Source organism: Cupriavidus sp. UBA2010 (assembly GCF_002335265.1).
GTDB lineage: Bacteria > Pseudomonadota > Gammaproteobacteria > Burkholderiales > Burkholderiaceae > Cupriavidus > Cupriavidus metallidurans.
In genome coordinates this window covers 302,282-328,477 of the sequence record NZ_DDCI01000033.1, presented here as the reverse complement: position 1 = coordinate 328,477, position 26,196 = coordinate 302,282, and the positions used below count along the sequence as shown (strand labels likewise).

General features: G+C 65.3%; 25 protein-coding genes, 1 other RNA gene and 1 riboswitch. Of the genes, 12 read left to right on the top strand and 14 right to left on the bottom strand.

What is annotated here, in order from left to right; all coding sequences use genetic code 11:
* Positions 1 to 85: 85 nt before the first annotated feature.
* The 4 genes from cobU to B2246_RS25285 are packed head-to-tail and all read left to right on the top strand — an operon-like array spanning position 86 to position 3,590.
* The gene (cobU, locus tag B2246_RS25300; RefSeq protein WP_024569062.1) at positions 86 to 676 is read left to right on the top strand and encodes a bifunctional adenosylcobinamide kinase/adenosylcobinamide-phosphate guanylyltransferase; all 591 of its coding nucleotides are present in this window, start codon (positions 86 to 88) and stop codon (positions 674 to 676) included.
* A complete protein-coding gene (gene cbiB / locus B2246_RS25295) occupies positions 673 to 1,653 on the top strand; it encodes an adenosylcobinamide-phosphate synthase CbiB (protein WP_035884721.1) in 981 nt (326 codons plus the stop codon). Before cobU ends, cbiB begins: the two co-directional genes overlap by 4 nt.
* Entirely contained in the window at positions 1,650 to 2,681 is a 1,032-nt protein-coding gene (gene cobD, locus B2246_RS25290; RefSeq protein ID WP_035884720.1) for a threonine-phosphate decarboxylase CobD, read from the top strand. The genes cbiB and cobD overlap by 4 nt, the downstream gene beginning before the upstream one ends.
* Before the next feature lie 6 nt (positions 2,682 to 2,687).
* On the top strand, positions 2,688 to 3,590 hold the full coding sequence (locus B2246_RS25285; RefSeq protein WP_011517353.1) for a cobalamin-binding protein: 903 nt from the start codon (positions 2,688 to 2,690) through the stop codon (positions 3,588 to 3,590).
* A 10-nt stretch (positions 3,591 to 3,600) separates the two neighbouring features.
* On the opposite strand, the gene cobC is transcribed toward B2246_RS25285, so the two are convergent.
* The 7 genes from cobC to B2246_RS25250 are packed head-to-tail and all read right to left on the bottom strand — an operon-like array spanning position 3,601 to position 10,479.
* Positions 3,601 to 4,188, bottom strand: coding sequence for an alpha-ribazole phosphatase (gene cobC / locus B2246_RS25280; protein WP_035884719.1), 588 nt, complete (start codon positions 4,186 to 4,188; stop codon positions 3,601 to 3,603).
* On the bottom strand, positions 4,173 to 4,952 hold the full coding sequence (locus B2246_RS25275) for an adenosylcobinamide-GDP ribazoletransferase (protein WP_035884718.1): 780 nt from the start codon (positions 4,950 to 4,952) through the stop codon (positions 4,173 to 4,175). The genes cobC and B2246_RS25275 overlap by 16 nt, the downstream gene beginning before the upstream one ends.
* A gap of 16 nt (positions 4,953 to 4,968) precedes the next feature.
* Entirely contained in the window at positions 4,969 to 6,039 is a 1,071-nt protein-coding gene (gene cobT / locus B2246_RS25270; protein WP_011517356.1) for a nicotinate-nucleotide--dimethylbenzimidazole phosphoribosyltransferase, read from the bottom strand.
* Between the two features lie 23 nt (positions 6,040 to 6,062).
* The gene (gene cobO, locus B2246_RS25265; RefSeq protein ID WP_008644069.1) at positions 6,063 to 6,692 is read right to left on the bottom strand and encodes a cob(I)yrinic acid a,c-diamide adenosyltransferase; all 630 of its coding nucleotides are present in this window, start codon (positions 6,690 to 6,692) and stop codon (positions 6,063 to 6,065) included.
* Positions 6,689 to 7,498, bottom strand: coding sequence for an ABC transporter ATP-binding protein (locus tag B2246_RS25260; RefSeq protein WP_011517358.1), 810 nt, complete (start codon positions 7,496 to 7,498; stop codon positions 6,689 to 6,691). The genes cobO and B2246_RS25260 overlap by 4 nt, the downstream gene beginning before the upstream one ends.
* Positions 7,495 to 8,502 carry a FecCD family ABC transporter permease gene (locus B2246_RS25255; protein ID WP_011517359.1) on the bottom strand — a complete coding sequence of 336 codons (1,008 nt, stop codon included), beginning with the start codon at positions 8,500 to 8,502 and terminating at the stop codon, positions 7,495 to 7,497. The genes B2246_RS25260 and B2246_RS25255 overlap by 4 nt, the downstream gene beginning before the upstream one ends.
* A gap of 18 nt (positions 8,503 to 8,520) precedes the next feature.
* Positions 8,521 to 10,479: a TonB-dependent receptor plug domain-containing protein gene (locus B2246_RS25250; protein ID WP_411431809.1), complete on the bottom strand. Its 1,959-nt coding sequence runs from the start codon at positions 10,477 to 10,479 to the stop codon at positions 8,521 to 8,523.
* 135 nt (positions 10,480 to 10,614) lie between these two features.
* Positions 10,615 to 10,876: riboswitch (cobalamin riboswitch) on the bottom strand.
* Between the two features lie 206 nt (positions 10,877 to 11,082).
* Here B2246_RS25250 and B2246_RS25245 point away from each other — a divergent pair.
* From B2246_RS25245 to B2246_RS25225, 5 genes are all read left to right on the top strand, one after another.
* Positions 11,083 to 11,403, top strand: coding sequence for a hypothetical protein (locus B2246_RS25245; protein WP_008644078.1), 321 nt, complete (start codon positions 11,083 to 11,085; stop codon positions 11,401 to 11,403).
* A complete protein-coding gene (locus tag B2246_RS25240; RefSeq protein ID WP_008644084.1) occupies positions 11,400 to 11,723 on the top strand; it encodes a cell division protein ZapA in 324 nt (107 codons plus the stop codon). Before B2246_RS25245 ends, B2246_RS25240 begins: the two co-directional genes overlap by 4 nt.
* A 345-nt stretch (positions 11,724 to 12,068) precedes the next feature.
* A non-coding RNA gene (gene ssrS / locus B2246_RS25235) (6S RNA) lies at positions 12,069 to 12,286 on the top strand.
* Between the two features lie 73 nt (positions 12,287 to 12,359).
* The gene (locus B2246_RS25230) at positions 12,360 to 12,839 is read left to right on the top strand and encodes an EVE domain-containing protein (protein ID WP_035884716.1); all 480 of its coding nucleotides are present in this window, start codon (positions 12,360 to 12,362) and stop codon (positions 12,837 to 12,839) included.
* 183 nt (positions 12,840 to 13,022) lie between these two features.
* The gene (locus B2246_RS25225) at positions 13,023 to 13,712 is read left to right on the top strand and encodes an SIMPL domain-containing protein (protein WP_011517361.1); all 690 of its coding nucleotides are present in this window, start codon (positions 13,023 to 13,025) and stop codon (positions 13,710 to 13,712) included.
* 73 nt (positions 13,713 to 13,785) lie between these two features.
* Here the strand turns inward: B2246_RS25225 and B2246_RS25220 are convergent, their stop codons facing one another.
* The 5 genes from B2246_RS25220 to B2246_RS25200 form a co-directional block, all read right to left on the bottom strand.
* Positions 13,786 to 15,339, bottom strand: coding sequence for a malonate--CoA ligase (locus tag B2246_RS25220; RefSeq protein WP_035884715.1), 1,554 nt, complete (start codon positions 15,337 to 15,339; stop codon positions 13,786 to 13,788).
* 114 nt (positions 15,340 to 15,453) lie between these two features.
* On the bottom strand, positions 15,454 to 16,236 hold the full coding sequence (locus tag B2246_RS25215; protein WP_011517363.1) for an enoyl-CoA hydratase/isomerase family protein: 783 nt from the start codon (positions 16,234 to 16,236) through the stop codon (positions 15,454 to 15,456).
* A complete protein-coding gene (locus B2246_RS25210) occupies positions 16,236 to 17,246 on the bottom strand; it encodes a Bug family tripartite tricarboxylate transporter substrate binding protein (protein ID WP_011517364.1) in 1,011 nt (336 codons plus the stop codon). The genes B2246_RS25215 and B2246_RS25210 overlap by 1 nt, the downstream gene beginning before the upstream one ends.
* Positions 17,247 to 17,365: 119 nt before the next feature.
* The gene (locus tag B2246_RS25205) at positions 17,366 to 18,787 is read right to left on the bottom strand and encodes a malonyl-CoA decarboxylase domain-containing protein (protein ID WP_035884714.1); all 1,422 of its coding nucleotides are present in this window, start codon (positions 18,785 to 18,787) and stop codon (positions 17,366 to 17,368) included.
* 41 nt (positions 18,788 to 18,828) lie between these two features.
* Complete coding sequence (locus B2246_RS25200; RefSeq protein WP_011517366.1) at positions 18,829 to 19,530, bottom strand: GntR family transcriptional regulator; 702 nt, start codon at positions 19,528 to 19,530, stop codon at positions 18,829 to 18,831.
* A gap of 789 nt (positions 19,531 to 20,319) precedes the next feature.
* On the opposite strand from B2246_RS25200, the gene B2246_RS25195 reads away from it, so the two are divergent.
* Positions 20,320 to 21,390, top strand: coding sequence for a YjgN family protein (locus B2246_RS25195; RefSeq protein WP_011517369.1), 1,071 nt, complete (start codon positions 20,320 to 20,322; stop codon positions 21,388 to 21,390).
* Between the two features lie 34 nt (positions 21,391 to 21,424).
* Positions 21,425 to 22,450 (top strand): M48 family metallopeptidase, encoded by a 1,026-nt coding sequence (locus B2246_RS25190; protein WP_035884713.1) that lies wholly within the window; start codon positions 21,425 to 21,427, stop codon positions 22,448 to 22,450.
* A 68-nt stretch (positions 22,451 to 22,518) separates the two neighbouring features.
* Here B2246_RS25190 and lgt read toward each other — a convergent pair whose 3' ends face one another.
* Both lgt and B2246_RS25180 read right to left on the bottom strand, forming a co-directional pair.
* Positions 22,519 to 23,331, bottom strand: a complete 813-nt coding sequence (lgt, locus tag B2246_RS25185; RefSeq protein ID WP_011517371.1) for a prolipoprotein diacylglyceryl transferase — start codon at positions 23,329 to 23,331, stop codon at positions 22,519 to 22,521.
* A 52-nt stretch (positions 23,332 to 23,383) separates the two neighbouring features.
* Positions 23,384 to 24,334, bottom strand: a complete 951-nt coding sequence (locus tag B2246_RS25180) for a LysR family transcriptional regulator (RefSeq protein WP_035884712.1) — start codon at positions 24,332 to 24,334, stop codon at positions 23,384 to 23,386.
* A gap of 133 nt (positions 24,335 to 24,467) precedes the next feature.
* Here B2246_RS25180 and ilvD point away from each other — a divergent pair, with 133 nt between their 5' ends.
* Positions 24,468 to 26,141 carry a dihydroxy-acid dehydratase gene (ilvD, locus tag B2246_RS25175; protein WP_035884711.1) on the top strand — a complete coding sequence of 558 codons (1,674 nt, stop codon included), beginning with the start codon at positions 24,468 to 24,470 and terminating at the stop codon, positions 26,139 to 26,141.
* The last annotated feature ends 55 nt before the right edge of the window (positions 26,142 to 26,196 follow it).

Here is a 26,196-nt window from a genome sequence, read left to right as displayed (position 1 = left end):
CTCCGCCGAACCAGCATCGGCGGGCGCCGCCGTGGCCGGCGAGCCGGAAGCCCGGCCCACCCATGAGCCGCACGCGAGCATGTCGATGCCGCGCCAGTTGACGCTCGTGATCGGCGGCGCGCGATCGGGCAAGAGCCATTTCGCGGAGCAGCTCGCCACGGACCATGCGGCACTGACGCGTGGCCCGGTCACCTATATCGCCACGGCGCGCCACGATGTCGATTCCACCGACGAAGAGATGGAATTGCGCATAGCGCTGCATCGCGCGCGCCGGCCGGCTGACTGGACCCTCGTGGAAGAGCCGGTGCATCTGGCCGACGCGCTCTACGGCCATGCCCGTCACGACGGCTGCATTCTGGTGGACTGCGTGACGCTGTGGCTCAACAACCTGATCTTCAGCGAAAGCCGCGACTATCCCGAGCACGGTGTCATCACGCCGCCACCGGCCTTCACCGAGGAGATCGACGCGCTGATGACCGCGCTGCCGATGCTGCCGGGCCACGTGATCCTCGTCACCAACGAAATCGGCTTCGGCGTGGTACCGATGGGCGCCATCACGCGCTTCTATGTCGACGAGCTTGGCCGCCTGAACCAGAAGCTCGCCGCGGCCGCCGATCGCGTGCGTCTGCTCGTGGCGGGCATCCCCGTCGCCGTCAAGGACGCGCCCATCGCATGATCATGCTGTCCTGGCCGGCCTGCGTGGCGGCTGCGATCGCCGGCGTTCTGCTGGATCGCTGGCTGGGCGAGCCGCGCCGCTGGCATCCGCTGGTCGGCTTTGGCCGCTTGGCCACGGCCGTCGCCAATCGCCTCAATCGTCCCGAACGTGGCGCGCTACGCCAGCGCGTGGCGGGCCTGATTGCGTGGGCGGTGGTCGTGCTCGTGCCGGCCGCCATCGCGGTGTGGCTGATCTCGCTGGCGCAGGCCGTGCATCCCGCGCTGGCCTGGGTGCTCCATGCAGTGGCGCTCTATGCGGCGCTTGGCGCCCGCAGCCTCTCTCAACACATCGCTCCGATCGCCGGCGCCCTGATACGCGGCGACCTGTACGCCGCGCGCCGGCTTACCGCATGCATCGTCTCGCGTGACACCGAGGATGCCGACGCCGAGGCGCTGGCCCGCGCCGCGTGCGAATCGGCGCTGGAGAACGGCAACGATGCGATCTTCGGCGCGCTGTTCTGGTTCCTGATCGGCGGCGCGCCGGCCGTGATCGTGTTCCGTCTGGCCAATACGCTGGACGCGATGTGGGGCTATCGCACGCCACGCTGGCTGATGTTCGGCTGGGCGGCGGCACGCATCGACGACGTACTCAATTTCGTTCCGGCGCGACTGACCGCGCTTTCCTACGCATCGCTCGGCGCAACGGCGCAGGCGCTGCGCTGCTGGCGCACCCAGGCACGCGCGTGGTCGAGCCCCAATGCCGGTCCGGTGATGGCGGCCGGCGCGGGCGCCGTGGGCGTGGCCTTGGGCGGCGGCGCGCGCTATCACGGCGAGTGGGAAGAGCGACCGCCGCTCGGCGCCGGTGACGCGCCCGCGGCCATCCACATCCGCGCCTGTCTTCGGCTGGTGCAGCGCACGGTGTGGCTGTGGCTCGGTCTGGCGATGCTGAGCGTGCCGCTGGTCGACCTGCTCGCCGGACTGCTGGAGCGCACGCCATGACCCACGCACCGATCCGCCACGGCGGCAACCTGCTCGCCGCCGTGCACCGCTATGGCCGCCCGGCGGAAACGTGGCTCGACTTGTCGACCGGCATCAATCCCGACGGCTATCCGGTGCCCCTCCTACCCGCTGACGCCTGGCAGCGCCTGCCACAGGACGATGATGGCCTGGCGGGCATCGCCGCGCAGGCCTATGGCGCCGCGCACGCGCTGCCCGTGGCCGGCTCGCAGGCCGCCATCCGCACCCTGCCGCGACTGCTGCGCCCGGGGCGCGTCGGCATCGCCGCGCTCGGCTACAGCGAATACGCGCCGGCCTTCGCACAGGCAGGACACACCGTCACTCCGCTGGACGAGGCCGACTTCCAGCGTGCGGATCTGGCCGATGCGCTCGATCACCTCGTCGTCGTCAATCCGAACAACCCGACGGCCCGGCTGTTGCCCATCGACACCCTGCGGCACTGGCATGAGCGACTGGCATCGCGCGGCGGCACGCTGATCGTCGACGAGGCTTTTATCGATTGCACCGGTGCGGCATCGCTGGCCGGAAGCAGCGCGGCACCGGGACTGATCGTGCTGCGTTCGCTTGGCAAGTTCTATGGTCTCGCGGGTGTGCGCTGCGGCTTCGTGCTGGCACAGCCGGCCCTGCTCGACGCCCTGGCCGATCAGCTTGGCCACTGGACCGTGTCGGGCCCGGCACGCGCCGTGGCACGCATCGCGCTGACCGACACCGCGTGGCAGGCCGCCACACGCACATCGCTGAGCGCGGCAGGACAACGACTGGCGATACTGCTGAGCGACCATGGCCTGTCGCCCGTGTCGCAGCCATTGTTCAGCTGGGTGCCCGACGCGCGGGCCGGCAGCCTGCATGAAGCCCTGGCTCGGCAAGGCGTCTGGACACGCCTGTTCGACGCAGCCGGCGGATGCCCGAGCAGCCTGCGCTTTGGCTTGCCACCTAACGACGACGCGGCATGGCAGCGGCTGGATGCCGCGCTTGGCCACGCACGCCACGCACACCCTTCCCTGACCTGAATTCCGATGAAAGCCTTCTACGTAGCGAGTGCAGCAAGTGCCCTGCTGATTGCCGCCATGCCGGCGCATGCCGCGGTCTCCGTGGTCGACGATGCGGGCGAGACCGTCACGCTGGCGCAGCCGGCACGCCGCATCGTCTCTCTGGCGCCGCACGTGACCGAACTGATCTTCGCAGCGGGCGGCGGCGACCGCATCGTCGGCACAGTCAGCTACAGCGACTACCCGCCGCAGGCGCGCGATATTCCGCGCGTGGGTGACAACAAGGCGCTCGATCTCGAACGGATCGCCGCGCTCAAACCCGACCTCATCGTGGTCTGGCGCCACGGTAACGCGCAGAAGCAGACCGACCGCCTGCGCGCGCTCGGCATGCCGCTGTTCTTCAGCGAGCCACGCAAGCTCGATGGCATCGCCGACAATCTCGAAAAGCTCGGCACGCTGATGGGCACCACGCCCGTGGCCCACCGCGCCGCTACCGATTTCCGCCAGCAGGTAAGCACGCTGCGCAAAACCTACGCGGGCCGCCCGCCCGTGACCGTGTTCTATCAGGTCTGGCAGCAGCCGCTGATGACGCTGAACGGCGAGCACATGGTCAGCGACCTGCTCGCGCTATGCGGCGGTCGCAACCTGTTCGGGAAGGAAGCGGCACTGGTGCCGACGGTCTCGGTCGAAGCCGTGGTCGCGGGCAACCCCGAGGTCATGCTGACCGCCGGTATGGGCGCCACGCGATCCGACAAGCCGCTCGCGGACTTTGCAATGTGGGAGAAGTGGAAGCAGGTTACGGCCGTGGCACGCAACAACCTGTTCGTGATTGACGGCGATCTGGTCAATCGCGCTGGCCCGCGCGTGGCCCAGGGCGCGGCGGAGATTTGCAAGGACCTGGACGTGGCGAGGTCACGGCGGCCAGGCTGATGCTGGCGCGCTACGCCTTGGCGCTCCGGTTCCACCACCCCAGTCGGGCCTGCCGCTTCCCCAGGTGGAAGTGACAGGTCGCCCCGAACTCAAGCTCCCACTGCAGCGTCTGGGACAGCGTCAGCCCAAGCCAGTGCGCGGCCAGCATCCGCATCGGCCCCGCATGGGAGACGGCCCAGAGGCAATCGCCCGAGCTTGCGTCGAGCGTGTCAGCCCACGCCGTCACTCGCGCCATCACCTGCTGCGCGCTTTCGCCACCGTGCGGGCGCGCGCCCATCAGGTCCGCCGCCCACAGGTCAAGCGCATCGCGCGGAATCTCGCTCCACGCCTTGCCTTCCCACGCGCCAAAATCAAGCTCTCGCAGCCGGGGCTCGATTTCGCGGACTGGCATCTCGACATGCGCGGACAGTAGCGCCGCGGTCTCCGTCGCACGCACCGCCGGACTCGTCACCAGACGTGAGGGCGGCAAATCGCCGAGCAAGCGTACGATCCGCTCCGGCGCCGGACTGACCGGCTGCGCCAGTTTCAGATCGAGCGCGCCGTAGCAAACGCCCGGCGCCACATCGGGCCGGACATGCCGGATCAGGACCACTTCCATGCCGCCGCCACCAGGTAGATCGACAATTCGGCAAGCTGCTGCGCCATACCGAGGCAGTCGCCGGTATAGCCGCCGATACGACGCACGAAGTACGCACCCAGCGCGGCACGCAGCACGGCCAGCACCAGAATCGCCACGCCCGCGAATAGCGGCGACAGCCACAACAGCGGCACGACGCCGCACGCCAGCGCGAAAACCAGTCCGACACCAAACAGGCGCTGCGCCACCGGCTTGGCCTTGCCCTCGGCACGCACATAGTCATGTGTGGCCAGGAACGTGATCGCCATCGCGCGGCTGGCTCCATGCGCCGCCACCAGCAACACCAGCAGCACCATCGCACCGCCCGATTCCGCCACCGATACCAGCAGTTGCCACTTCAGCAACAGCGCCACCACAATGGCGATCGCGCCAAACGCGCCCACGCGCGAGTCGTGCATGATCCTCAGCACATCCTCGCGGCGATAGCCACCACCGAAGGCATCGACGCAATCCGCCAGGCCATCCTCGTGAAACGCGCCGGTGAACAGCAACGTGGCCGCCATGCCGAGCACGATCGCCACCGACGGGGACCAGAACGACAGCGCGCCCCATGCCACCAGCGCGCCGAAGGCGCCAACGATCAACCCCACCAGCGGGAAGTAGCGCGACGCGGCATTCAGGAAGTGCGGCTCGAACCCCACCCAGCTCGCCAGCCGCGCCGGCAACGGCACGCGCGTGAAGTAGCCGACGGCAGTGAGAAAGAAGCGGAGTTCGTTGGCCATCATGGCGCCTCAGGTCGCTTCAGGTCGCCGACGCGTTGCTGACGCCCGCGCCGCTGAACGTGGCCATTTCCCGCAGGAACGCCACCGCCGAAGCCACCAGCGGCCATGCCAGCGCTGCCCCGGTACCCTCGCCCAGCCGCAGGTCCAGTGCCAGCAGCGGCTCGGCCTTGAATTCGGCCAGCAGCGCGCGGTGCCCCTGCTCGTGCGAGCAGTGCGAGAACACGCAGTACTGCAGTACGTTCGGGTCAATGCGCGCGGCCACGAGCAACGCCGCCGACGCAATGAAGCCATCCACCAGAATCACCATGCGGCTGGCCGCAGCCGCCAGGTATGCGCCGGTCATCGCGGCGATCTCGAAGCCACCGAACGTGGCCAGCACATCGAGCGGATCGGTGACGTCCGCGTGCCTGGCCAGCGCCCGCGAGAGGACGTCATGCTTGCGTGCCACGCCCGCATCGTCGAGGCCTGTGCCACGGCCAATGCATGCCTCCAACGGCAAGCCGGTCAGGCGGCTCATCACGCAGGCCGCGGCCGACGTGTTGGCGATGCCCATCTCGCCGAAGCCGATCACATTGGTACCTTGCTGGCCGTGCCGCAGCACGCGTGCGATGCCGGCATTGATCGCCGCGCCGGCCTGCTCCGGCGTCATGGCTGGCTCTTCGACAAAGTTGCGCGTGCCGTTGGCCACGCGGCAGTTCACGAGGCTCGGCGAGGCCGGCAGCGGCGCGCGCACGCCCACATCCACCACCTCGAGCGCCAACCCGTGAAGGCGGGTGAAGACGTTGATCGCCGCGCCGCCATTCAGGAAGTTCAGCACCATCTGCGCCGTGACCTCCGCCGGAAATGCGCTGACGCCCGTGTCCGCCACACCGTGGTCGCCGGCAAACACGATGATTGCCGGGCGAGTCAGATCAGGAACGGTCTCGCCACGGATCAGCCCGATCTGCATGGCCAGCGTCTCGAGCCGGCCCAGCGAGCCGGGCGGCTTGGTCTTGTCGTCGATTGCGGCCTGCAGCGCGGCGCGCAGCGATGCGTCGAGCGGCGCGATCGGTGGCAGGGTCAATGCGTAGTCTGAAATTGCAGTTGCCATGGTGCTGATTCGAATAAAGCGAATTACATTTCCACGCCCGGCTGGGCCTTGATGCCCTGCTCGAACGCGTGCTTGACCGGTGTCATGTCGGTTACGGTATCGGCGGCCTCGATCAGCGCGGACGGTGCGCCTCGACCTGTGATGACCACGTGCTGCTTCGGCGGACGCGCGCGCAGATCGGCGATGACGGTATCGAGATCAAGATAGTGCAGCTTTAGCGCAATGTTGAGTTCGTCGAACAGGATCAGGTCGAACGACGGATCGCGCAGCATCCGGCGCGCCACCTCCCATGCGGCCTCTGCCTTGGCCACGTCACGCGCGCGGTCCTGGGTTTCCCACGTGTAGCCTTCGCCCATCACGTGGAACTCGCACTCCTCCGGAAAGCGCCGCAGGAACATTTCCTCGCCGCTCGGGAACGCACCCTTGATGAACTGGACCACGCCGGTACGCATGCCATGACCCATGGCGCGCACCACCATGCCGAAGCCGGAGCTCGACTTGCCCTTGCCATTGCCCGTGGTGATCACGATCACGCCGCGCTCGGTCTGCGCCGCGGCGATCTTGGAATCGACCACCTCCTTCTTGCGGACCATGCGTGCCTTGTGACGGGCATCGCGGCCGGCGTCATCGTTGGTATTCGGGGTATCGCTCATGTCTGATTTCCATCTGGGATCAGCGCGGTATGGGTGCCGTCGCTGATGCTGATAATCGGGGTACGCAGCGCATGGGAGCACTGCGCGGGAGTCAGGACCTCGTGCGCCGGGCCGTGCAGCGCGTGACCATCCTCGGCCATCAGCAGCGCGTGGGTGGCATAGCGATGCGCGAGGGTCAGGTCATGCACGATCACGACAACGGCGTGGCGGCCCGATCGGGTCAGGCGCTGCAGCAGGTCGAGCACCATGATCTGGTGCCGCAGGTCCAGGTGCGCCACGGGTTCGTCCAGCAGCAGCAGCGGCGCCTGCTGCGCCAGCGCGGCAGCCAGCGACACGCGCTGGCGCTCGCCACCGGACAGTGTCAGCACGTCGCGGCCACGCAGTGGCTCGAGATCGAGCGCGTCGATGACATCATCCACGATCCGGTCATCGTCACGCTGGCCCCAGCCCCAGCCGCTCAGATGCGGATGCCGACCGATGCGCACGGCATCCTCGACCAGCATCGAGAACGTATCGTGCACAGCCTGGGGCAAATAGGCCCGCTGCCGCGCCAGCGTGGCAGGGGCGATCTGCGTGACCGCAATTTCGTCGACCTCGGCCGCGCCGCTGTCGGGCGCGCGCAGACCGGCCAGCACGCCCATCAGCGTGGACTTGCCGACCCCGTTCGGGCCGACGATGCACCAGAGCTGCCCCGCGCCGATCGACATCGAGAGGCCATCGAGCAGCACGCGGCTCCCGGCGTGCAGGCCGAGTTGCCGCAGGGTCAACTGCGGACAGTCTGTGAGCGGCTCGGACCAATGGCTCATCGCGGTCTCCGCAGCAGCAGGTAGAGAAAGGTCGGCACGCCCAGCAGCGCCGTGATGACGCCCACCGGCAGTTGCGTGGGGGCAACCACCGTACGCGCAATCAGGTCGGCAGCCATCAGCAAGGTGCCGCCCAGCAGCACTGATGCCGGCAGCAGCAGGCGCTGGTCGTTCCCCCAGGCCAGGCGCACCATGTGTGGCACCACCAGGCCGACGAAGCCAATCGACCCGGCCGTCGTGATGGCGGCGGCAATCGAAATGGAGGAAATCAGGAAGGTAGCCAGGCGCACGCGGCCAACGCGAACACCCAGCGATTGCGCCACGGTCTCACCCAGCAGCATCACGTTGAGCGCCCGCGCCATCGGCATGGCCAGCAGCAGTGCGGCGATCAAGGTGGCCAACGCCGCGCCATAGGCGGCCGTGCCACCGAGGTCACCGGTCAGCCAGAACAACATGCCGCGCAGGCGCGATTCCGGCGCGATGGCGAGGATCAGCGTGATCAGCGCGCCCCACCCCGCGGCCAGGATGACACCGGTCAGCAGCAACCGCGCGCCGGCCTCCTGGTGTCCGCCCTGCACTTTTGGGTTGAGCAGGTCACGGCGGGCAAGCGTGGCGACGAGCAGCATGGACACCAGCGCGCCACCCGCCGCGCTGGTGTGCACGATCCATTGCGGAAGCATCAGCAGCATCGACAGCAGCGCACCCGTGGACGCCCCGCCGGAGACGCCGAGCACGTAGGGTTCGGCCAGCGGATTGCGCAACAACACCTGCATCAATGCGCCGGAAAGCGCCAGCAGCCCGCCACAGGCAAACGCGGCGGCGGCACGTGGCAGCCGTAGTTCGCGGACGATGGCGCCTGCGGTGCCATCGTCCGCGCCGCTCAGCGCCTGCCAGAGTTGCCCGGCATCGAGCGACACGCTGCCGATCGCCAGCGACAGGCCGAAGACGGCCAGCCCTGCCAGCGCGAGGACACCCCAAACGATCAGCGCGCGCCGCAGCTCAGCCATGGCTCCCCGCGCGCGGCATCACTTCTGACGCCATCCCAGCGTGATGAAGCCGGCCCTGCCCTGCGTGTTGTAGGGGTAGGCCAGCTGGTAGTTCTTGTCGAACAGGTTTTCCACTCGGGCGGCGACGAACCATTGTTTGTCGATGTTGTAGCGGGCGTTCAGGTTGACGATACCGTACCCGCCCAGCGTGCGCGAACCGCTGTCGAGTCGCGCCGAGGATACCAGCCATTCACCGCCGAAACGCCAGTTTCCGAAATTCCGGCCCACGTCGAACGACGCATGGCGCCGGGCACGCCGCAGAAGCTGCGTATTGTTGGTCTCATCCAGCGGATTCTGGAACGTCACGCTGGCGCCCACGTCAGTGCCCCACAGGCTGGCGCGCCACGATGCCTCGATCCCCTGCACCTTGGCCTTGTTGACGTTCTGCGCCAGGTAGAGGCCGCTGGGCTGCAACGCGGAGACGATCAGGTCGTTGTAGCGCGTCTCGAACGCGGTCACGCGCAGCAGGCCGGTCGACGCCGTCTCCACCTGCACCCCCACCTCCGCCGACTTGGCGCGCTCGGGCTGCAGGTTCGGCTGGCCGTAGTACGGGTAGTAGAGCTCGTTGAACGTCGGCGCGCGGAACGCATTGCTGACGTTGGCAAGCAACTTGACCGCGCTGGTCAGGTAGTAGCCGTAGCCGGCGAAGAAGCTGCCCTGGTCGCCGAAATCGGAATAGTGGTCGTTACGGCCGTTCAACTGGATCTGGTGCTTGCCGATACGCCCCTCGTAGCCGCCATAGACCGAAAACACATTGCGCGACGGCGCGTTGTACGAGCTCGAAGCCAGCTCCTGCTGCAGCCAGTCCGTGCCAAACATCAGCGTATGGTCGGGTGTCAGCGCGTACTCGTTCTGCCAGTTGAACTGGCGGGTGCGCGTGCTGAACAGGCTGTCGAACAGGCCGTTGATCGTGCCTTCGCTGCGGTCTTCGCTTTGCGCAACCTTGAAATGCGTGGTCCAGTCAGGTAGCACCTTGCCGTTGACGAACGCGGACAGCGTGTAGAGCTTGCTATCCATGCGGTAGTCGTCGGTCGGCTTGCCGTAGGCGTTGTCGTAGGAAAGCTGGCTGTTCGAGTAGTAGGTCGCGACGCCAGCGTCCCAGTCCTGCGTGAACTGGTGCTTGATCTGGCCCGAGATGCTCTTGTTCTCGTACGGGTTGTTGGCCGGATTCGGGCCGATACCGCGCGCGGCGCTCTTCGGATTGTCGGCGTTCCACTGCGCCGCATTGATGGCCGAGAAGCCATCGGTCTTGTACATCGAGCCGGTGACGTTGAACGAGGTGGCACCGATCTGGCCACCGTAACCCACCGTGCCCTGGCGGGTATTGTTGCTGCCGTACTCCACCTGCGCGTTGGCGGCAGGCGCCTGGCCCGCGCCACTCTTGGTGAAGATCTGCACCACGCCACCAACGGCGTCGGAGCCATAGAGCGCCGAGACGTTGCCGCGCACCACTTCGATATGGTCGATCTGGTCGGGCAAGATATTGGCGATCTGCGCATTACCGTTGCTGACGCCGGAAATCCGCACGCCGTCGATCATGATCAGCACCTGGTTCGAATTGGCGCCGCGCATGAACAGCGAGGTATTGGTACCCATGCCGCCGTTGGTCGAGAACTCCACGCCCGCCTGGTTGCGCAGTAGCGAGCGCAGGTCCGGAGCCTGGGAGTTGACGATGTCTTCCTGGGTGACCACCGTGGTGTGCGGCAGGGCCTCGGTCACCGACTGCGCGGTTCGGGAGGCGGTGACGACCACGGGCGCCAGCGTCTGCCCGCTGGCCGCCTGCGCGGCGGCCGGTGCGGCTGCCGGTGCGGAAGCGGGAGCGGGACCATTGGCCGATGCGCTGGCCGGCGTGGTGGTCGACGACTCATCTGGCGTCGCGTCCTGCGCGAAGACCGATGCGGACGGAAAAAGGGCGATGGCCGCCAGGATGGCGGGCATGGAGGGGCGAACCGACGGCTTCAGCGCGGCGGTCGACCTGGATAGCGTGGAACGCATGAGCAGGGATGGAAGAGAACGGCCAGGCCCGTTCCCCCGCGGGCCATATGGCGATGGGGTATGCCACCTTCGGCGCGGCATACCCTCGTTCTGCAGGCCGGTATCCGGGCTGACGACATCAGGCTGGCCGCCTTCCCGATCAGATCGTGACGATTCAGATTCAGTGGCGTTTGGCCGGCCCTGCGAGCCGCTCGTGGCGGGCGTTCGCGGTCGCTTACCGTTGCGGGGGCAGCACAGGTTGGCCTGCCCCGATATGGATTTCGGCGCCCGGCTCCCTGTTTCCCGTTGAACTGCAGCCCTGTAAGAGCAGGGCGCGAGCACCTGGAACGGGGGCGAGTGTATGGAGTTTCAACTTTGGCGTCAATGCAGCGGGTCAAGCTGCCGATAACCGAGATTTGATATCTGGAGACGGGCCAATCGTTACAGAACGATGCAACTTCGTGGCGCCTCGGGCGTCTTAACCGGCTCGCTGGGTGTGGCCGAGCCGCCTGCATCGGCTAGAATCCCGAAACCTGACCTTCACTCCTACCGGACACGACAGGCACTATGCTCAACGAACTCGAACAACTGGCCGCCAAGATCGGGCGCGTGCTGCATCAAGCAGACACCCTGGCGGCGGAAAACCAGCGGCTGCGTGCGGAGATCGAGCGTCTGCAAGCCGAGGCGAGCCAGTTGCGCGCGGATCGCGAAGCCATGGCAGCCGACCGCGAACTGCTCAATATCAAGATCGAGGAAGCCCAGCTTCGCATCCAATCGATTCTCGACAAGCTGCCCACGGCCAGTGACGCGCGCCAGCTCGACCTGCTCGGCGACGGCAAGCGCGCTACATCTGAAGGTACGCAGCAGGCCCCCGGAGAACACGCATGAGCAACAAGCAAGTGGAAGTGAACATCGCCGGCCAACCGTATCGCTTCGCGATCGCACCGGACAACGAGGCCGCGCTGCTGGAAGCCGTGGCATTGGTCGACGACAAGATGAACAAGCTCAAGGGCACCGTCGCCGCGAAGGGTGTGGAGCGGGTGGCCGTGATGGCGGCGATCAGCATTGCGTCGGACCTGCTGGCAATGCGCCGCAAGCAGGAAGAAGAAGGCGCGATTCCCGTCGACGCGGTGCGCGCGCGCATTCGCGAACTGAACGAGCGCGCCGACGAAGCACTGCGCCAGTACGCGCACGTCGGCACGCGCTGAGCGGCCTGCTTGCGGTCTGGCTGCGCTCTGTTTCGCTAACCGGAAGAGCCAACCCTTGCATTGCGCGGCCACGGCCCCATCTGCCCGGATGTGAAGCCGATGCCGCGCACCGCGCACGCCGTGCGCGAGTGTTGTGGAAAATGTAACGACGCCGTACGTCCGGCTTGGTATGACTGTCGTCGCGGTGTATAGTGTAGCCACTGCACGGCGCATGCGACCGATGCAGTTGGATGGTCGGGTTATCGCGCCTGGCCGCCGTTTCCATCCCATCCTTAGTTGAAACGGCAAACGTCTGACATCCCGAGCGTATTGCACGCACAGGAACCAAAAGTCAGACGTTTGACAGTTTCCCTGCCTGGTTCGTGAGGGTCATAAACTCCTTGAACCGATATGCATTGCATGGTGCGGGATCATGTCGTATGGGCGAGCGCGTTACCGCATTCATAGTCTGGGCCGAGCTTGGACTCCCTGAGTGGGCGATGTACCCGAAATACGACTTCCGCAGCCACTCTGAACCTCACTTGGGTTCAGGATGCCGACCCAGCGGCCGAGGCGGGGACCCCCTAAAAGGCGGTGGTTTGATAGAACCACCGCCTTTTTCTTTGACTGCTCATAGACGGACCGATCGGTATCACAATGCCCTCCTCCGCCCAGCGTGCCCGCCAGTACTGGCTGATGAAGTCCGAACCGGACGAAGCCAGCATCGATGATCTCGCCCGTGAAGGCACGTTGCCGTGGACCGGGGTTCGCAATTACCAGGCACGCAACTTCATGCGTGACCAGATGCGCATCGGCGACGGCGTCCTGTTCTATCACTCGTCATGCCCGGAGCCGGGCATCGCCGGCTTGGCCGAGGTCTGCTCGCAACCCTACCCCGATTCCACGCAGTTCGATCCGAAGAGCGACTATTACGACAGCGCATCGAAGCAGGACAATCCGCGCTGGTCGCTTGTCGACGTGAGCTTCGTCCGCAAGAGCACGCTGATCCCCCTCCAGGCACTGCGTGAGCACGATGTGCTGGCCGACATGGTCGTGCTCCGCCGCGGCAATCGTCTGTCGATCACGCCGGTCACGCCGGCCGAGTGGCGCTATATCACCGAAAAGCTGATGAAGTAAGCACCGCCGCAGCAATGCGGCACTGCGCGTCCAGCAACACTGGGCCGCACCGACGCCGCCGGCGACTTTGATTTGCAGCAACAAGTGCGCGAGACACGCGCGAATGCGTCACGTCCGGGCGAGCCAGGGAACGAACACCGGCCACGTGCGTCTGATAGCCATCACTTTGATCGGGAGAACAATATGAAGAAACTGCTGGCTGCCTCGCTGCTGAGTACAACCGCCGCCATGGCCGCCGCCCAGACGGTTGCACCTCCCTCGGGTGTTCTGTCGCTGTCCGCGCAAGCCGCGACCGAGGTGCCGACCGACGTCGTACACCTGACCCTGGCTGCCGAACAGGAAGGCCCCGAGCCGACGGCCATCTCCAATGCGCTGTCGTCGCGCACGCAGGCCGTGCTGGCACAGGCCAAGCGCACGTCAGGCGTGGAGGCCCAGTCGGGCGGCTTCACGATTCATCCGAATACCGACCGCAATGGCCGCATCAGCACGTGGCGTGGCCGCTCGGAGGTGATCCTGAAGTCGAAGGATTTCGCCGCCGTGTCGAAGCTGGCCGGCGAACTGGCCAGCCAGATGCAGGTGCAGAACATCGCGTTCTCGCTGTCGCGCGAGACACGCCTGGCTGCCGAGCAAAAGCTCGCCGACCAGGCCGTGGCCGCGTTCCGCGACAAGGCACAGGCCACGACAAAGCTGTTCGGCTATAGCGGCTACACGATCCGCGAAGTCTCGCTGAACGAATCCGGCGGTGTCATGCCGATGCCGCGCATGTATGTCGCGAAGGCCATGTCGGATAGCGCTGGCGCGCCGATTCCGGTGGAAGGTGGCAAGAGCCAGGTCACGGTTTCCGTGAACGGCTCGGTGCAGATGGTGAAGTAAGCGGGTCACTCCCCTCTCCCGTGGTGTATAGACCAGGAAACGGGAGAGGGGGCCGAGCCCCTCTCGGCTCAACTCACAGCGCCCCGAACTGCTGGCGCAGCACGTTCTTCTGCACCTTGCCCATCGTATTGCGCGGCAACTCATCGACCACGTGCACACGCTTGGGTACCTTGAAATTGGCGATGCGGCCCTTCAGCGTGCCGATCATGCCAGCCTCATCAATCTCCATGCCCGGCTTGCGTACGACCACGGCAACGACGGCCTCGCCGAAGTCAACATGCGGCACGCCGATCACGGCTGACTCCACCACGCCCGGCATCTCGTCGATAAAGCTCTCGATTTCCTTCGGATACACGTTGTAGCCGCCCGAGATGATCAGGTCCTTACTGCGACCTACGATCGTCAGGTAGTTGTCCGGCACGATGCGTTCGCCTGCCTGGCTGACGATCGCGCCACCAAAGCGGCCCACATCCCCAGTCTTGAACCAGCCATCGGCCGTAAATTCCTCCGCCGTCTTCTCGGGCATCCGCCAGTAGCCCTTGAACACGTTCGGCCCCTTGACCTCGACGTTACCGATCACACCCGGCTCGCACGACTTGCCTTCGCTGTCCGTCACGCGCACCGACACGCCCGGCAGCGGCCTGCCCACGGTGCCACCGATCCGCTCACCCAGTGCCGGGTCATACGGATTCGATACCAGCATCACGGTCTCGCTCATGCCGTAGCGCTCCAGGATCGTGTGGCCGGTGCGCTCGCGGAATGCGTCGAACGTCTCCAGCAGCAGCGGCGCCGAGCCCGAGACGAACAGGCGCATGTTGCTGCACAGTTCCTTGTCGAAACGGGGCTCCTGCAGCATTCGCACGTAGTACGTAGGCACGCCCATCATCACGGTGGTACGCGGCAGGTACTTCAGGATCTGGCCCATGTCGAGCTTCGGCGCCCAGATCATCTTGGCGCCCGCGAGCAGCGCACCATGCGAGGCCACGAACAGGCCATGCACGTGGAAGATCGGCAGCATGTGCAGCAGCACATCATCGCTGCGCCAGCCCCAATACTCATTCAGCGTTTGCGCGTTCGATGCCAGGTTTCGATGCGTCAGCATCGCGCCCTTGCTGCGGCCGGTGGTGCCCGACGTGTAGAGAATCGCGGCCAGATCGTCGTCTGCGCACTCGACCGTCTCGAACGTGTCAGGCTGCACTGCCGCGCGTTGCAGCAGCGAACCGGTGCGGTTGTCGTCGAGCGTGAAAACATGGGCGGTGCCGTGCCGGAACGCCACTTTCGACACCCAGCCGAAGTTGTTGCTACTGCAGACCACCACGGCAGGCTCGGCGTTGCCGACAAAGTAGTCGATTTCGGCCTCCTGGTACGCGGTGTTCAGCGGCAGATACACATAGCCGGCGCGCAACGTGGCCAGGTACAGGAACAGTGCTTCCGGCGACTTCTCGACCTGCACCGCCACGCGCGAGCCGGCGGGCAGCTTCAGCGCGGTCAGCAGGTTGGCCAGCTTGGCGGTGGCGCGATCGAGGTCGTCCCACGAGTAGTAGAGCCCGTCATGCGTTTCGATGCAGCATGCGGTGCGGTCGGCGGGAAAGCGGGATTCGAACAGGGCGAACAGGTTGGCGTTCATGGTGCGGGACTAGTACGAAACAAGTACGGACAGGTATGGAATGCTGGGAAAAGCGGACCCGGGGAGCCTTGGCGATACGGTGCGGCCGGTAATGATAGCCCGGCCGCCACCCGGTTACTCTCCAGTGAAATCCGGAGGCCGGTGCGCCAGAAACGCGGCCACGCCCTCGGCATGGTCGCGACTGGTGGCGTAACGGAAATGGGCGTCGAATTCGGCGTCGGTCAGCAGCGTGGGATCTGGCGACAGGCGACGAATCGTCGTCTTGTTGATGCGGGCCGCAAGCGGCGCGCCGGCGCTCAGCCGCTGCACGGTTGCCGTCACTTCGTCGTGCATGGCCGCCGCAGGCACCACTCGCGTGAGCAGCCCCTTGCGCTCAGCCTCCAGTGCATCGAACACACGGCCTTCGAGCAGGATCTCGAGCGTCACCGCCCGCCCCACCAGCGCAAGCAGGCCGCGCAACTCGCCGGGCGCCATCGGAAAGCCGAGCCGGTTGATCGGCACGCCGAAGCGGCTGCCCGCAGCGGCCACGCGCAGGTCGCAATTGCAGGCGATCTCGAGGCCACCGCCAACGCAAACGCCCTCGATGGCGGCCAGCGTCGGATGCGGGCATTCTGAAATCGCCCGCAGCGCCGGTGCGATGATCTCCGTGTGGTAGCGACGGACAGCCGCCTCGTCGCCGCGCACGGTCGGAAACTCCGCGATGTCGGCGCCGGCGGCGAAGTTGCCGTCGGCACCGCGCACGAGCACGCAGCGCAGCGACATGTCCGCCGCCAGCGTGGCGAATCCGGCGGCCAGCGCCTGCCACATGTCGACCGAGATTGCATTGAGCTTGCCCGGATTCGACAGCGTGACGACGGCCGTCGACCCTTCGCGCGAGAACGTGACGGTGTCGCTCATCAGTCGATCTTCGCGCCCGAGCGCTGCACCACGTCTGCCCAGCGCTTGATCTCGGCGTGCTGGAATTGCGCGAACTGCTCCGGCGTGTACTGCGGGATGTCCGAACCGTTCTGCAGCCAGATCTGCTTCATCTCCGGGTTGTTCAACGCCTTGGTGGTCTCGGCGTAGAGCCTGTCGACGACTTCCTTGGGCGTGCCCTTGGGCGCCCACAGCGCATACCAGGTGGACACGTCGTAGTTGGGCAAACCGGCCTCGGCAGCGGTCGGTACGTTCGGGAACGCCGCGGAACGCGTCTTCGATGCCACGGCCAGCGCCTTGATGCGCCCGGCGCGGATATGTTGCGACGATGAACCGAGGCCATCGAACATCAGATCCACCTGGCCGGCGATCAGGTCCGACAGCGCAGGGCCCGCGCCCTTGTACGGCACGTGGATCAGATCGGTCTGCGTCTGCAGCTTGAACAGCTCGCCCGCCAGATGGTGCGAGGAACCGTTGCCGGCCGAGGCGTAGTTGAGCTTGCCCGGATTGGCCTTGGCATAGGCGATCAGGTCCTTCACGCTGGTGGCCTGCACCTTGCCCGAATTGACCACGATCACCTGTGGCGGCTGGGCAATCACCGTGATGGGAATGAAGTCCTTCTCGATGTCGTAGTCGAGCTTCTTGTAGAAGGACGGTGCGATCGCGTGATGCGCGCCGCCAATGAACAGCGTGTAGCCATCGGGGGCCGCCTTGGCGGCGATGCTCGCGCCAACGGTGCCGCCCGCGCCACCACGATTGTCGATGACGAACTGCTTGCCGAGCTGCTTCGACAACTGCGCGGTAAGCGGCCTCGCAAACGCATCGGTGCCGCCGCCGGCCGGGAACGGCACGATGACGGTGACCGGCTTGCTCGGCCATGTATCGGCCTGCGCGGCCGGTGCGTAAAGACTGGTGACCCCGGTCCCGGCCATCAGGCCAGCCACTGCAAACACGCGTGCAAATGTGGTCAGATTCCGCTGACGACGATTCATGTACTGTCTCCTCTCTCTTCTCTTTGGAAAGTCAATCAAAAGTACGACTTGCTACGACTCATACACCCGACGAAAAATTGCCCTGGCGGTCTCCGTGTCCGCTCGTTTTCGACCCTCGATTACAGAAGCTTTGCCACCGCCCGACTGATGCGGGGATTGCCGTCGCCAAGGCGAGCCAGATTGTCATCCAGCGCATCAGGCACGTAAAGGTAATTGACCATCATGCCGCACGATTGCGCACGCCCTTTGCGTGACATGTCGGCGCCCCAATTCACGCGCTCCACACATGCGCCATTGCCGAGGTGGAAGCGCGCCACCGGATCGGCCGGCACGCCCTTGCCACCCTCTCGGACCAGATAGTGCGCGGCCAGTGTCATGGCCGTATCGCGTATCACGGCGTCTTCGCTGTCCGCTGACAACGCGCTGAACCATGCGGCGCCATCGGCGGGCACCTCACCATGCTGCTCGCGCCAGCGTGCAAGGCGCTTGACACCGAGCACGCGGTCGATGGACTCACCGTCCCGCTTGCGCAGCCAGTCCGCAAACCCGGGGATCGGCGACAACGTGGCGAACTGCTTGAGCTTGGGATGTTCGCGCTGCAATTCCTCGATCACCCGCTTGAGCAGGAAATTGCCGAAGCTCACGCCGCGCAACCCCGCCTGCGTGTTCGAGATCGAATAGAAGATGGCCCACTTCACACGCCGCAGGTCTTCCAGCGGTGCGGCTTCATCGAGCAGTGCCTGCACGTTGGCGGCCATCTCGGGCACGAACGCAACCTCGACGAAGATCAGCGGTTCGCGCGGAATGCGGGGGTGGAAGAACGCATAGCAGCGGCGATCCGAATCCAACCGGTTGCGCAGGTCGGTCCATGACGAGATCTCGTGCACGGCCTCGTAGCGAATCAGCTTCTCGAGCAGCGACGCGGGCGAGTCCCACGTGATCGGCTGCAGTTCGAGCAAGCCCACGTCGAACCAGTTCGAGAACAGCGCCTCCAGGTCCTCATCGAGTTCGCGCAAGCCCGGGATGCGCTTGTGCCAGCGCAGCATGTCCGCGCGCAACTGGATCAGGAAGTGCAGCCCGCAAGCACTGTTGCCACGCTGCCCATGCAGTGCGGCAAAACGCTTGAAAAAACGGATGCGTGCGTTGGACAGCGCCTGCGACAAGCCGGACGCGGTAGCCGGCTGGCCGCCAGCCGCATCGCGGACGGCGGCCACCTCGGCCAGCACGCCGAGCATCGCCTGGCGAAGCGGCTCCACCGCAGCCTCGTATTCGTCCTGCCACGCCTGGGCGGCGGCGTTGGCGGCGACATCGGTCAGCCGCGCGTCGAAGCACTGACGCAACTGGTCGCGCTGACGTTTGGTTGCGCGCGTGGACAGGGCGGGCGTGTCCTGCGCCTTCGCAGGGCCTGCCGCAGTGGCATCCGCATCGCCCTTCCGGTTCCACCAGCGGCCGAAGCGCGATAACAAGGTGTCGGACACGGGCTCGGCGGCATCGAGCGGCGCGCTGACTTTCTGTTGATCTGAGGTGTCGAGGGCGGTCATGGAGATTCCTGCGTAGGGGCGAGCGGATCGATCACAAACCTTCAGTCCTGTCCAGCCAGGCGAAGCTGGCCCGGCGCTACGGCGGGCGGCTCCGGATCGGCACGATCCAGCGCGCTCAACGCGCCGCGCTGGCGCAGCACGTGGGTTTTCATTAGCGCTTCCGCGCCTTCCGGATCGTGTGCCTTCAGCGCCGAGAACACCGACATGTGCTCGGCACACGATTCCTGAATGCGGCCCGGCAGCTTCAGGCTCTTGTGCCGCGACAGGCGCAGCACCTTGCGCAAGTCACTGACCACGCCCGACAGCCAGCGGTTGCCGGCCAGCCGCTGGATCGCCTCATGAATCTGGTAGTTGGTCTCGTAGTAGGCGTCGATATCGCCCGCCGCCGCATGACGGGCCAGCTCGGCATGCAAGCCTTCGAGCGCATCGAGATCGGTCTGGGTGACGTTGCGCGCGGCCTCGTAGGCGCAGCGCCCTTCGAGCAGGGCCATCAGCGGAAAGATTTCGTCGAGATCCTGCTCGGTGAGTGCATTGACGAAACATCCGCGACGCGGCTCCAGCCGCACCAGCCCTTCCGCGGCCAGGACCTTCAGCGCCTCGCGCATTGGCGTGCGCGACGTGCCCAGTGCGGCCGCAAGCGCGACTTCGTCGATCCACGCGCCTGGCAACAGCGTGTGATCGTCGATCATGGCACGCAGCCGATCGGCAACTTCGAGGTAAAGCGCCTGCTGGACGATCCGCATGAAGCCCTTTCGATGACATCACCGAGCGGCGCATACACCGCAATAATTCATAATTATGAATAAGGACGCGCGCGCCGCAAGGAGTTTCGATGCTGCAAAGCGGCATCAAAGTCGTGAATCGGCCATGCGCCACACGGTGATATCGGATAGTCCCGTGAGATGAGGGCGGTAGACGACGATGGGATGCGGATAGAGGGGATAGAGGTGCGGCGGGCAATGTTCCTGCCTCCCACAGGAAAATTGCCCGCGCCAGAAAGAACCGCCACTGGACAACATCATCGACGCCGGACTGGGTGCGCCTGGCGCGTGGGTCAGATTTGACATGCTGGCGCTGGCCCAGCGCCTGCCCCCGTTCAAGCACCCAAGCGTGGGTGCAGATTTTCCCGTTTGGCTTTTCCGTCGTTTTCGGTCGCATCCGCGCATCTTTCGTACGCGCTCTCCCTTCGATGCGGCCGTGGACATTTCCTGTCCCGACCTGATTCTTGTAACAGACTGTATAGCGAGGACCATGCCACGCTGGCTAAGTTATTGATTTTATTGAGGCGGACGATCCGAGACTTGTTACAAGTGCCAGATCATGTAACAGGATGTTTCTCCTTCGTTACGACCCCCACTACCCTGCTGGTTGTCGCCAATATGCCGCAGCGAGCGATTAGTGATGGCGGCGGTACGCCGCGATGCGAAAATGCGCCGCACACTGCACGAAAGCCGATGTTCAATCGGTTGCAAACATGAAACATGGGCTGGAAGCGACATCCGGCCCTGTCAAAACTCTCGGAGAGGTCCGGCATGGAAGACAATTTTCAGGGAAGCCACTACATCGGCGACGGAACGCAGGCCGCGCCGCGCAATCTGCCCCTGTCGTTCACGGGCTCGGGGTCCGAGTACTTCCGCATCTGGATCGTCAACGCATTGCTGTCGATCATCACGCTGGGCATCTACTCCGCATGGGCGAAGGTCCGCACGCTGCAGTACTTCTATCGCAATACGCAGCTCGATGGCGCCACGTTCGACTACCACGGCAGTCCAACCGCGATTCTCAAGGGCCGCGCGATCGTTTTCGTCCTGGCCCTGGCGTACAACCTGGCCAGTCATGCATCGCCACTACTGGCTGTCGGGCTTGCCGTCGTGCTGGCTGCCGTGTTTCCGTTTCTGCTGGTTCGCTCGCTGCGATTCCGCATGGCGAATTCGAGCTACCGCGGTCTGCGTTTCGCCTTCATCGGCAAGGATGCCGAGGGTTATCAGGTCTTTCTGCTCTGGCCGATCCTGACCGTGTTGTCGCTCTATCTGCTGGCGCCGTTCGCGCACCAGCGTTTCAAGCGCTACCAGCACAACCACACGCTGTTCGGCACGGCGCCATTCGCATTCGACGCCACGGCCAGCGCCTTCTACGGTGTCTACCTGCGCACCGCAGGCATGGTCGCGATCTTCCTGATCGGCGGCGGTCTGGTGGGCGGCTCGCTGGCCAGCGCGGTTGGGCAATCGAAAGGGGCGGTCGGCGTTGTATTTGGCATGATGATGATCGGCCTGTACTTCGGCCTGATGATGATCGGCCCCTATTTCACGGCTCGGCTGCAGAACCTGGTGTGGAACAACACCACCCTGCTGCCGCACCGCTTTCGCAGTGACGTGCGGGCCGGCAAGCTGTTCTTCATCGTGCTGACCAACTTCATCTTCATTGCACTGACGCTGGGCCTGTTCTATCCATTCGCGCGCGTGCGCTCGACGCGCTATCGCGTGGAAGCGATGACGATGATCGCGGTCGGGCCGCTCGACGAGTTCGTGGCTGGCGAGCAGCAGCACGTTGGCGCGCTCGGTGATGCCGCGGTCGACTGGTACGACATCGACATCGCGCTCTGACAGACACCACCAACGGACACGCCCGAAAACAGTCATGGTTGCCGCGCAATACTTCGACACCCGCTCATCACGCGCGCACGCGGTGGTGCTGATCGTCACGGACGGCGAGGCCATCCTGCAGGATGCGAATGGCGCTGAGTTGCGACGGGCACCACTCGCATCACTGCGCGTGTCGGAACGCATCAAGCGCGCGCCACGGCTTGTCACGTTCGACGACGGCGCCTATTGCGAGATCGCGGACCAGGCCACGTTCGATGCGATGCTCGCGGCAACCGGGCATCGCGAAGGGCTGGTTTCGCGCGCGCAGAACAGCTGGCGTCTGGCCGGACTGTCGCTACTCGGGCTGGTTGTGTTCGTGGTGTTTTCGTATTACTACCTGCTGCTTTGGACGGCCACGGTGGTGGCGCGATCGGTGCCGCCGTCGATCGAGGCTCAGTTGGGAAAGGCCACCCTCGACAGCCTGGATCAGGGGCTGGTGGAACCTACGAAATTGCCACAGGCCGACCAGCAACGCATTCGCGACAACTTCGCCGCGCTGCGCCGCCCGGACGATCCGGGCCACCACTATCAGATCCTGTTCCGCAAGGGCGGGCGGCTTGGCGCCAATGCCGTGGCACTACCGGGCGGCACGATCGTCGTTACCGACGAACTGGTCAAGCTGATTGGCACGGGCGCGGGCATGATGGGTGTACTGGCCCACGAGGCCGGCCACGTGGCCGAGCGCCACGGCCTGCAGCAGGTATTCCAGGCATCGGTGGTCGGCGCGCTGGCGGCGTACATGGTCGGCGATGTTTCGTCGCTGCTGGCCACCGTACCCGCCGCGATGATGTCGATGCGCTATTCGCGCGAGCACGAACGCGAGGCGGATGCCTATGCCGTGAAAATCCTGCGGGACAACCGGCTACCGGTGACCGCGCTGGCCGATGCGCTTCAGCAGCTTGAGGACGCGCACCGCAAGGGTGAAGGCAAGCAGGCTGCCGACGATGAAGAGAGCGGCTTCTTCTCGACTCACCCGCTGACGCGGGAGCGGATCGAAGCCATCAGGAATGGTGGGGAGTGATTGTCTTGCATCCCTCTCTCAATGAGGGAGAGGGATGCAAACCGAGAATTAGCCTGACGGCCTGACGATCAGCGCGCCGCTGCCGTCGCCCCATTGCCACGACGGTAAGCCCAGACCACCATCACGGCGCCGATCACGATCATCGGCAGGCTCAGCCACTGGCCCATCGACAGCTTGAGCGCCAGCAGGCCCAGGAAGTTATCCGGTTCGCGGGCAAATTCGGCCAGGAAGCGGAACGCGCCATAGCCGATCAGGAACACGCCCGATACCGCGCCCATCGGCCGCGGCTTGCGTGAGAACAGCCACAGGATGATGAACAGCGCCACGCCTTCGCCAGCGAACTGGTAAAGCTGCGACGGATGACGCGGGATGTTGTCGCCGGCCTGCGGGAAGATCATGCCCCACGGCAGGTCGGTCGGACGCCCCCACAACTCGCCATTGATGAAGTTGCCGATCCGCCCGGCCGCGAGTCCGCACGGAATCATTGGCGCGATGAAGTCGGTCACCTCCATCCAGTGGCGACGGCGCACTTTCGCGAACACCCACATCGCGATCAGCACCCCGAGGAATCCGCCGTGGAACGCCATGCCACCCTCCCAGACCTTGAAGATCTCGAGCGGGTGCGTGAGGTAGTAACCCGGCTTGTAAAACAGCACGTAGCCCAGGCGGCCGCCCAGAATGACCCCGAGTACCCCATAGAACAACATGTCGTCGAGGTCCCGCGCCACCCAGCCACGCGCCGCGATATGTGGCTGGCGGATACGCAGTCGGCCGAACCACAGGAACATGATGAAGCCGGCCAGGTACATCAGGCCGTACCAGCGAATGGCCAGCGGCCCGAGGTGAATGGCGACCGGGTCGAATTGGGGATGAACGAGCATGTCGGATCGAGTGAGTATCGGTAAGTATTCTGGACAGCGCGGAGTCGCGAAGTCAGGCCTTTATGCCATTGTCTTGCGTCAGTCCGATGGCGCCGGCGAGGTCCATGGCGATATCGATGAAAGAGCGCAGCACAGGCGCCACGCCAGCCGCGCCTTCACGCCAGACCAGACCGGTTTCGATTTCCGGCCCGGCATCGCGCAACGCCAGATATGACACCCCAGTCCGGCGCAGGTTGCATAGCGATGCGGGCACTAGTGCCACCCCCATGCCGGCGGAGACCAGACTGACGATCGTCTGCATCTGTATCGCCTCCTGGGCAATCATCGGCGTCAACCCATCGCGCGCGTAATAGCCCGTAATGATGTCATAAAACGCTGGCGCGCTTCGGCGCGGGAAGATGATCAGCGGCTCGTGCGCGGCATCGCGCAGGGCCACGGTCTGCGGTGGTGCTCCATCGACCTGCCCCGCCGGACGCCAGCCATCGGGCACGGCCAGCACGAGCGGTTCGCGTACCAGTGGCAAATAGGAGAGCCCGTGCGGCATCACGGTCAGTTGCGGCCGGATGACCAGTCCCGCGTCGATCGTCCCGTCGACCAGCGCCTCGAGCTGGACGTCGCTGGTGGCCTCGCGCAGTTGTAGCTGGACTTCCGGATGCCGGGCCCGGAAATGCCGCAGAAGGTCGGGCAGGATGCCGTAATCGGCCGTGCTGACGAACGCCAGCGCCAGCGAGCCGACCTCCCCCCGCGCGAGCCGCTGGGCCAGCCCGGGCAAGGCGGCCGCATCGGCCAGCACGCGGCGCACCTCCGGCAGCCATTGCTGGCCGGCCGGCGTGAGCATTACCGAGCGGCGCGTGCGCACGAACAGCTGGACGCCGATCTCCTCTTCCAGTGCCTGGATCTGCTGCGACAGTGGCGGCTGCGTCATGGCGAGCCGCCGCGCGGCGCGGCCGAAATGCAACTCTTCGGCCACTGTGACGAAATAACGTAGCTGGCGCAGGTCCACGGGGTAGTTTGATATTTTTATCGACTCAATAAAGGTCGAATCATATATTTGACACGATAAAACGCAAGCGCCATTCTTCTGACCACAACACGGCCACCCCGCCACCAGCCCCCCCCCCCCGGAGACACCCGCCATGGCTTACAACAAACGTTCCCAGCACATCACGCAAGGCGTGGCGCGCTCCCCCAACCGTTCGATGTACTACGCGCTCGGCTACAAGAAGGAAGACTTCGACAAGCCGATGGTGGGTATCGCCAACGGCCACTCGACGATCACCCCCTGCAACGCCGGCCTGCAGCGCCTGGCGGACGCGGCCGTGGATGCGATCAAGGCCTCGGACGCCAACCCGCAGATCTTCGGCACGCCGACGATCTCCGACGGCATGTCGATGGGCACCGAGGGCATGAAGTACTCGCTAATCTCGCGTGAAGTCATTGCCGACTGCATCGAAACCGCTGCCCAGGGCCAGTGGATGGACGGCGTGGTCGTGATCGGCGGCTGCGACAAGAACATGCCCGGCGGCATGATCGCACTGGCGCGCACCAACGTGCCGGGCATCTACGTCTACGGCGGCACCATCCGCCCGGGTAACTGGAAGGGCAAGGACCTGACCATCGTGTCGTCGTTCGAGGCCGTGGGCGAATTCACCGCCGGCCGCATGAGCGAGGAAGACTTCGAGGGCGTGGAGAAGAACGCCTGCCCGAGCACCGGCTCGTGCGGTGGCATGTACACCGCCAACACAATGAGCTCGTCGTTCGAGGCGCTGGGCATGTCGCTGCTGTATTCGTCGACGATGGCCAACCCGGACCAGGAAAAGGTGGACAGCGCCGCCGAATCGGCCCGCGTGCTGGTGGAAGCCATCAAGAAGGACATCAAGCCGCGCGACATCATCACGCGCAAATCGATCGAGAACGCCGTGACGCTGATCATGGCCACGGGCGGTTCCACCAACGCGGTACTGCATTACCTGGCCATCGCCCACTCGGCCGAAGTGGAATGGACCATCGACGATTTCGAGCGCATCCGCCGCCGCGTGCCGGTGATCTGCAACTTGAAGCCGTCGGGCGCCTACGTGGCCACCGACCTGCACCGCGCCGGTGGCATTCCGCAAGTGATGAAGATCCTGCTGAACGCCGGTCTGCTGCATGGCGACTGCCTGACGATCACGGGCCGCACGCTGGCCGAGGAGCTCGAGCACGTTCCCAATGAGCCGCGTACCGACCAGGACGTGATCCTGCCGATCTCGCAGGCCCTGTACAAGCAAGGCCACCTGGCCATCCTGAAGGGCAACCTCGCCGAGGAAGGCGCAGTGGCCAAAATCACCGGCCTGAAGAACCCGGTCATCACCGGCCCGGCCCGCGTGTTCGAGGACGAACAGAGCGCCATGGAAGCGATCCTGGCGAACAAGATCAACGCTGGCGACATCCTGGTGCTGCGCTACCTTGGCCCGAAGGGCGGCCCGGGCATGCCTGAAATGCTGGCGCCGACTTCGGCGATCATCGGCAAGGGTCTCGGCGAATCGGTTGGTTTCATCACCGACGGCCGCTTCTCGGGGGGCACCTGGGGCATGGTGGTTGGCCACGTTGCGCCGGAAGCCCATGTGGGCGGTACGATTGCACTGGTTCAGGAAGGCGACTCGATCACGATCGACGCGCACCAGCTGCTGCTGCAACTGAATGTGGCCGACGACGAGCTGGCCCGCCGCCGCGCTGCCTGGAAGCAGCCGGCTCCGCGTTACACGCGCGGCGTGCTGGCGAAGTTCGCGAGGCTGGCCTCCACGGCCAGCAAGGGCGCCGTGACGGACTGATCCGGCGAAAGTAGCCCCCTGCAATGCAAAAGGCCTGCGAGTCCATCGCAGGCCT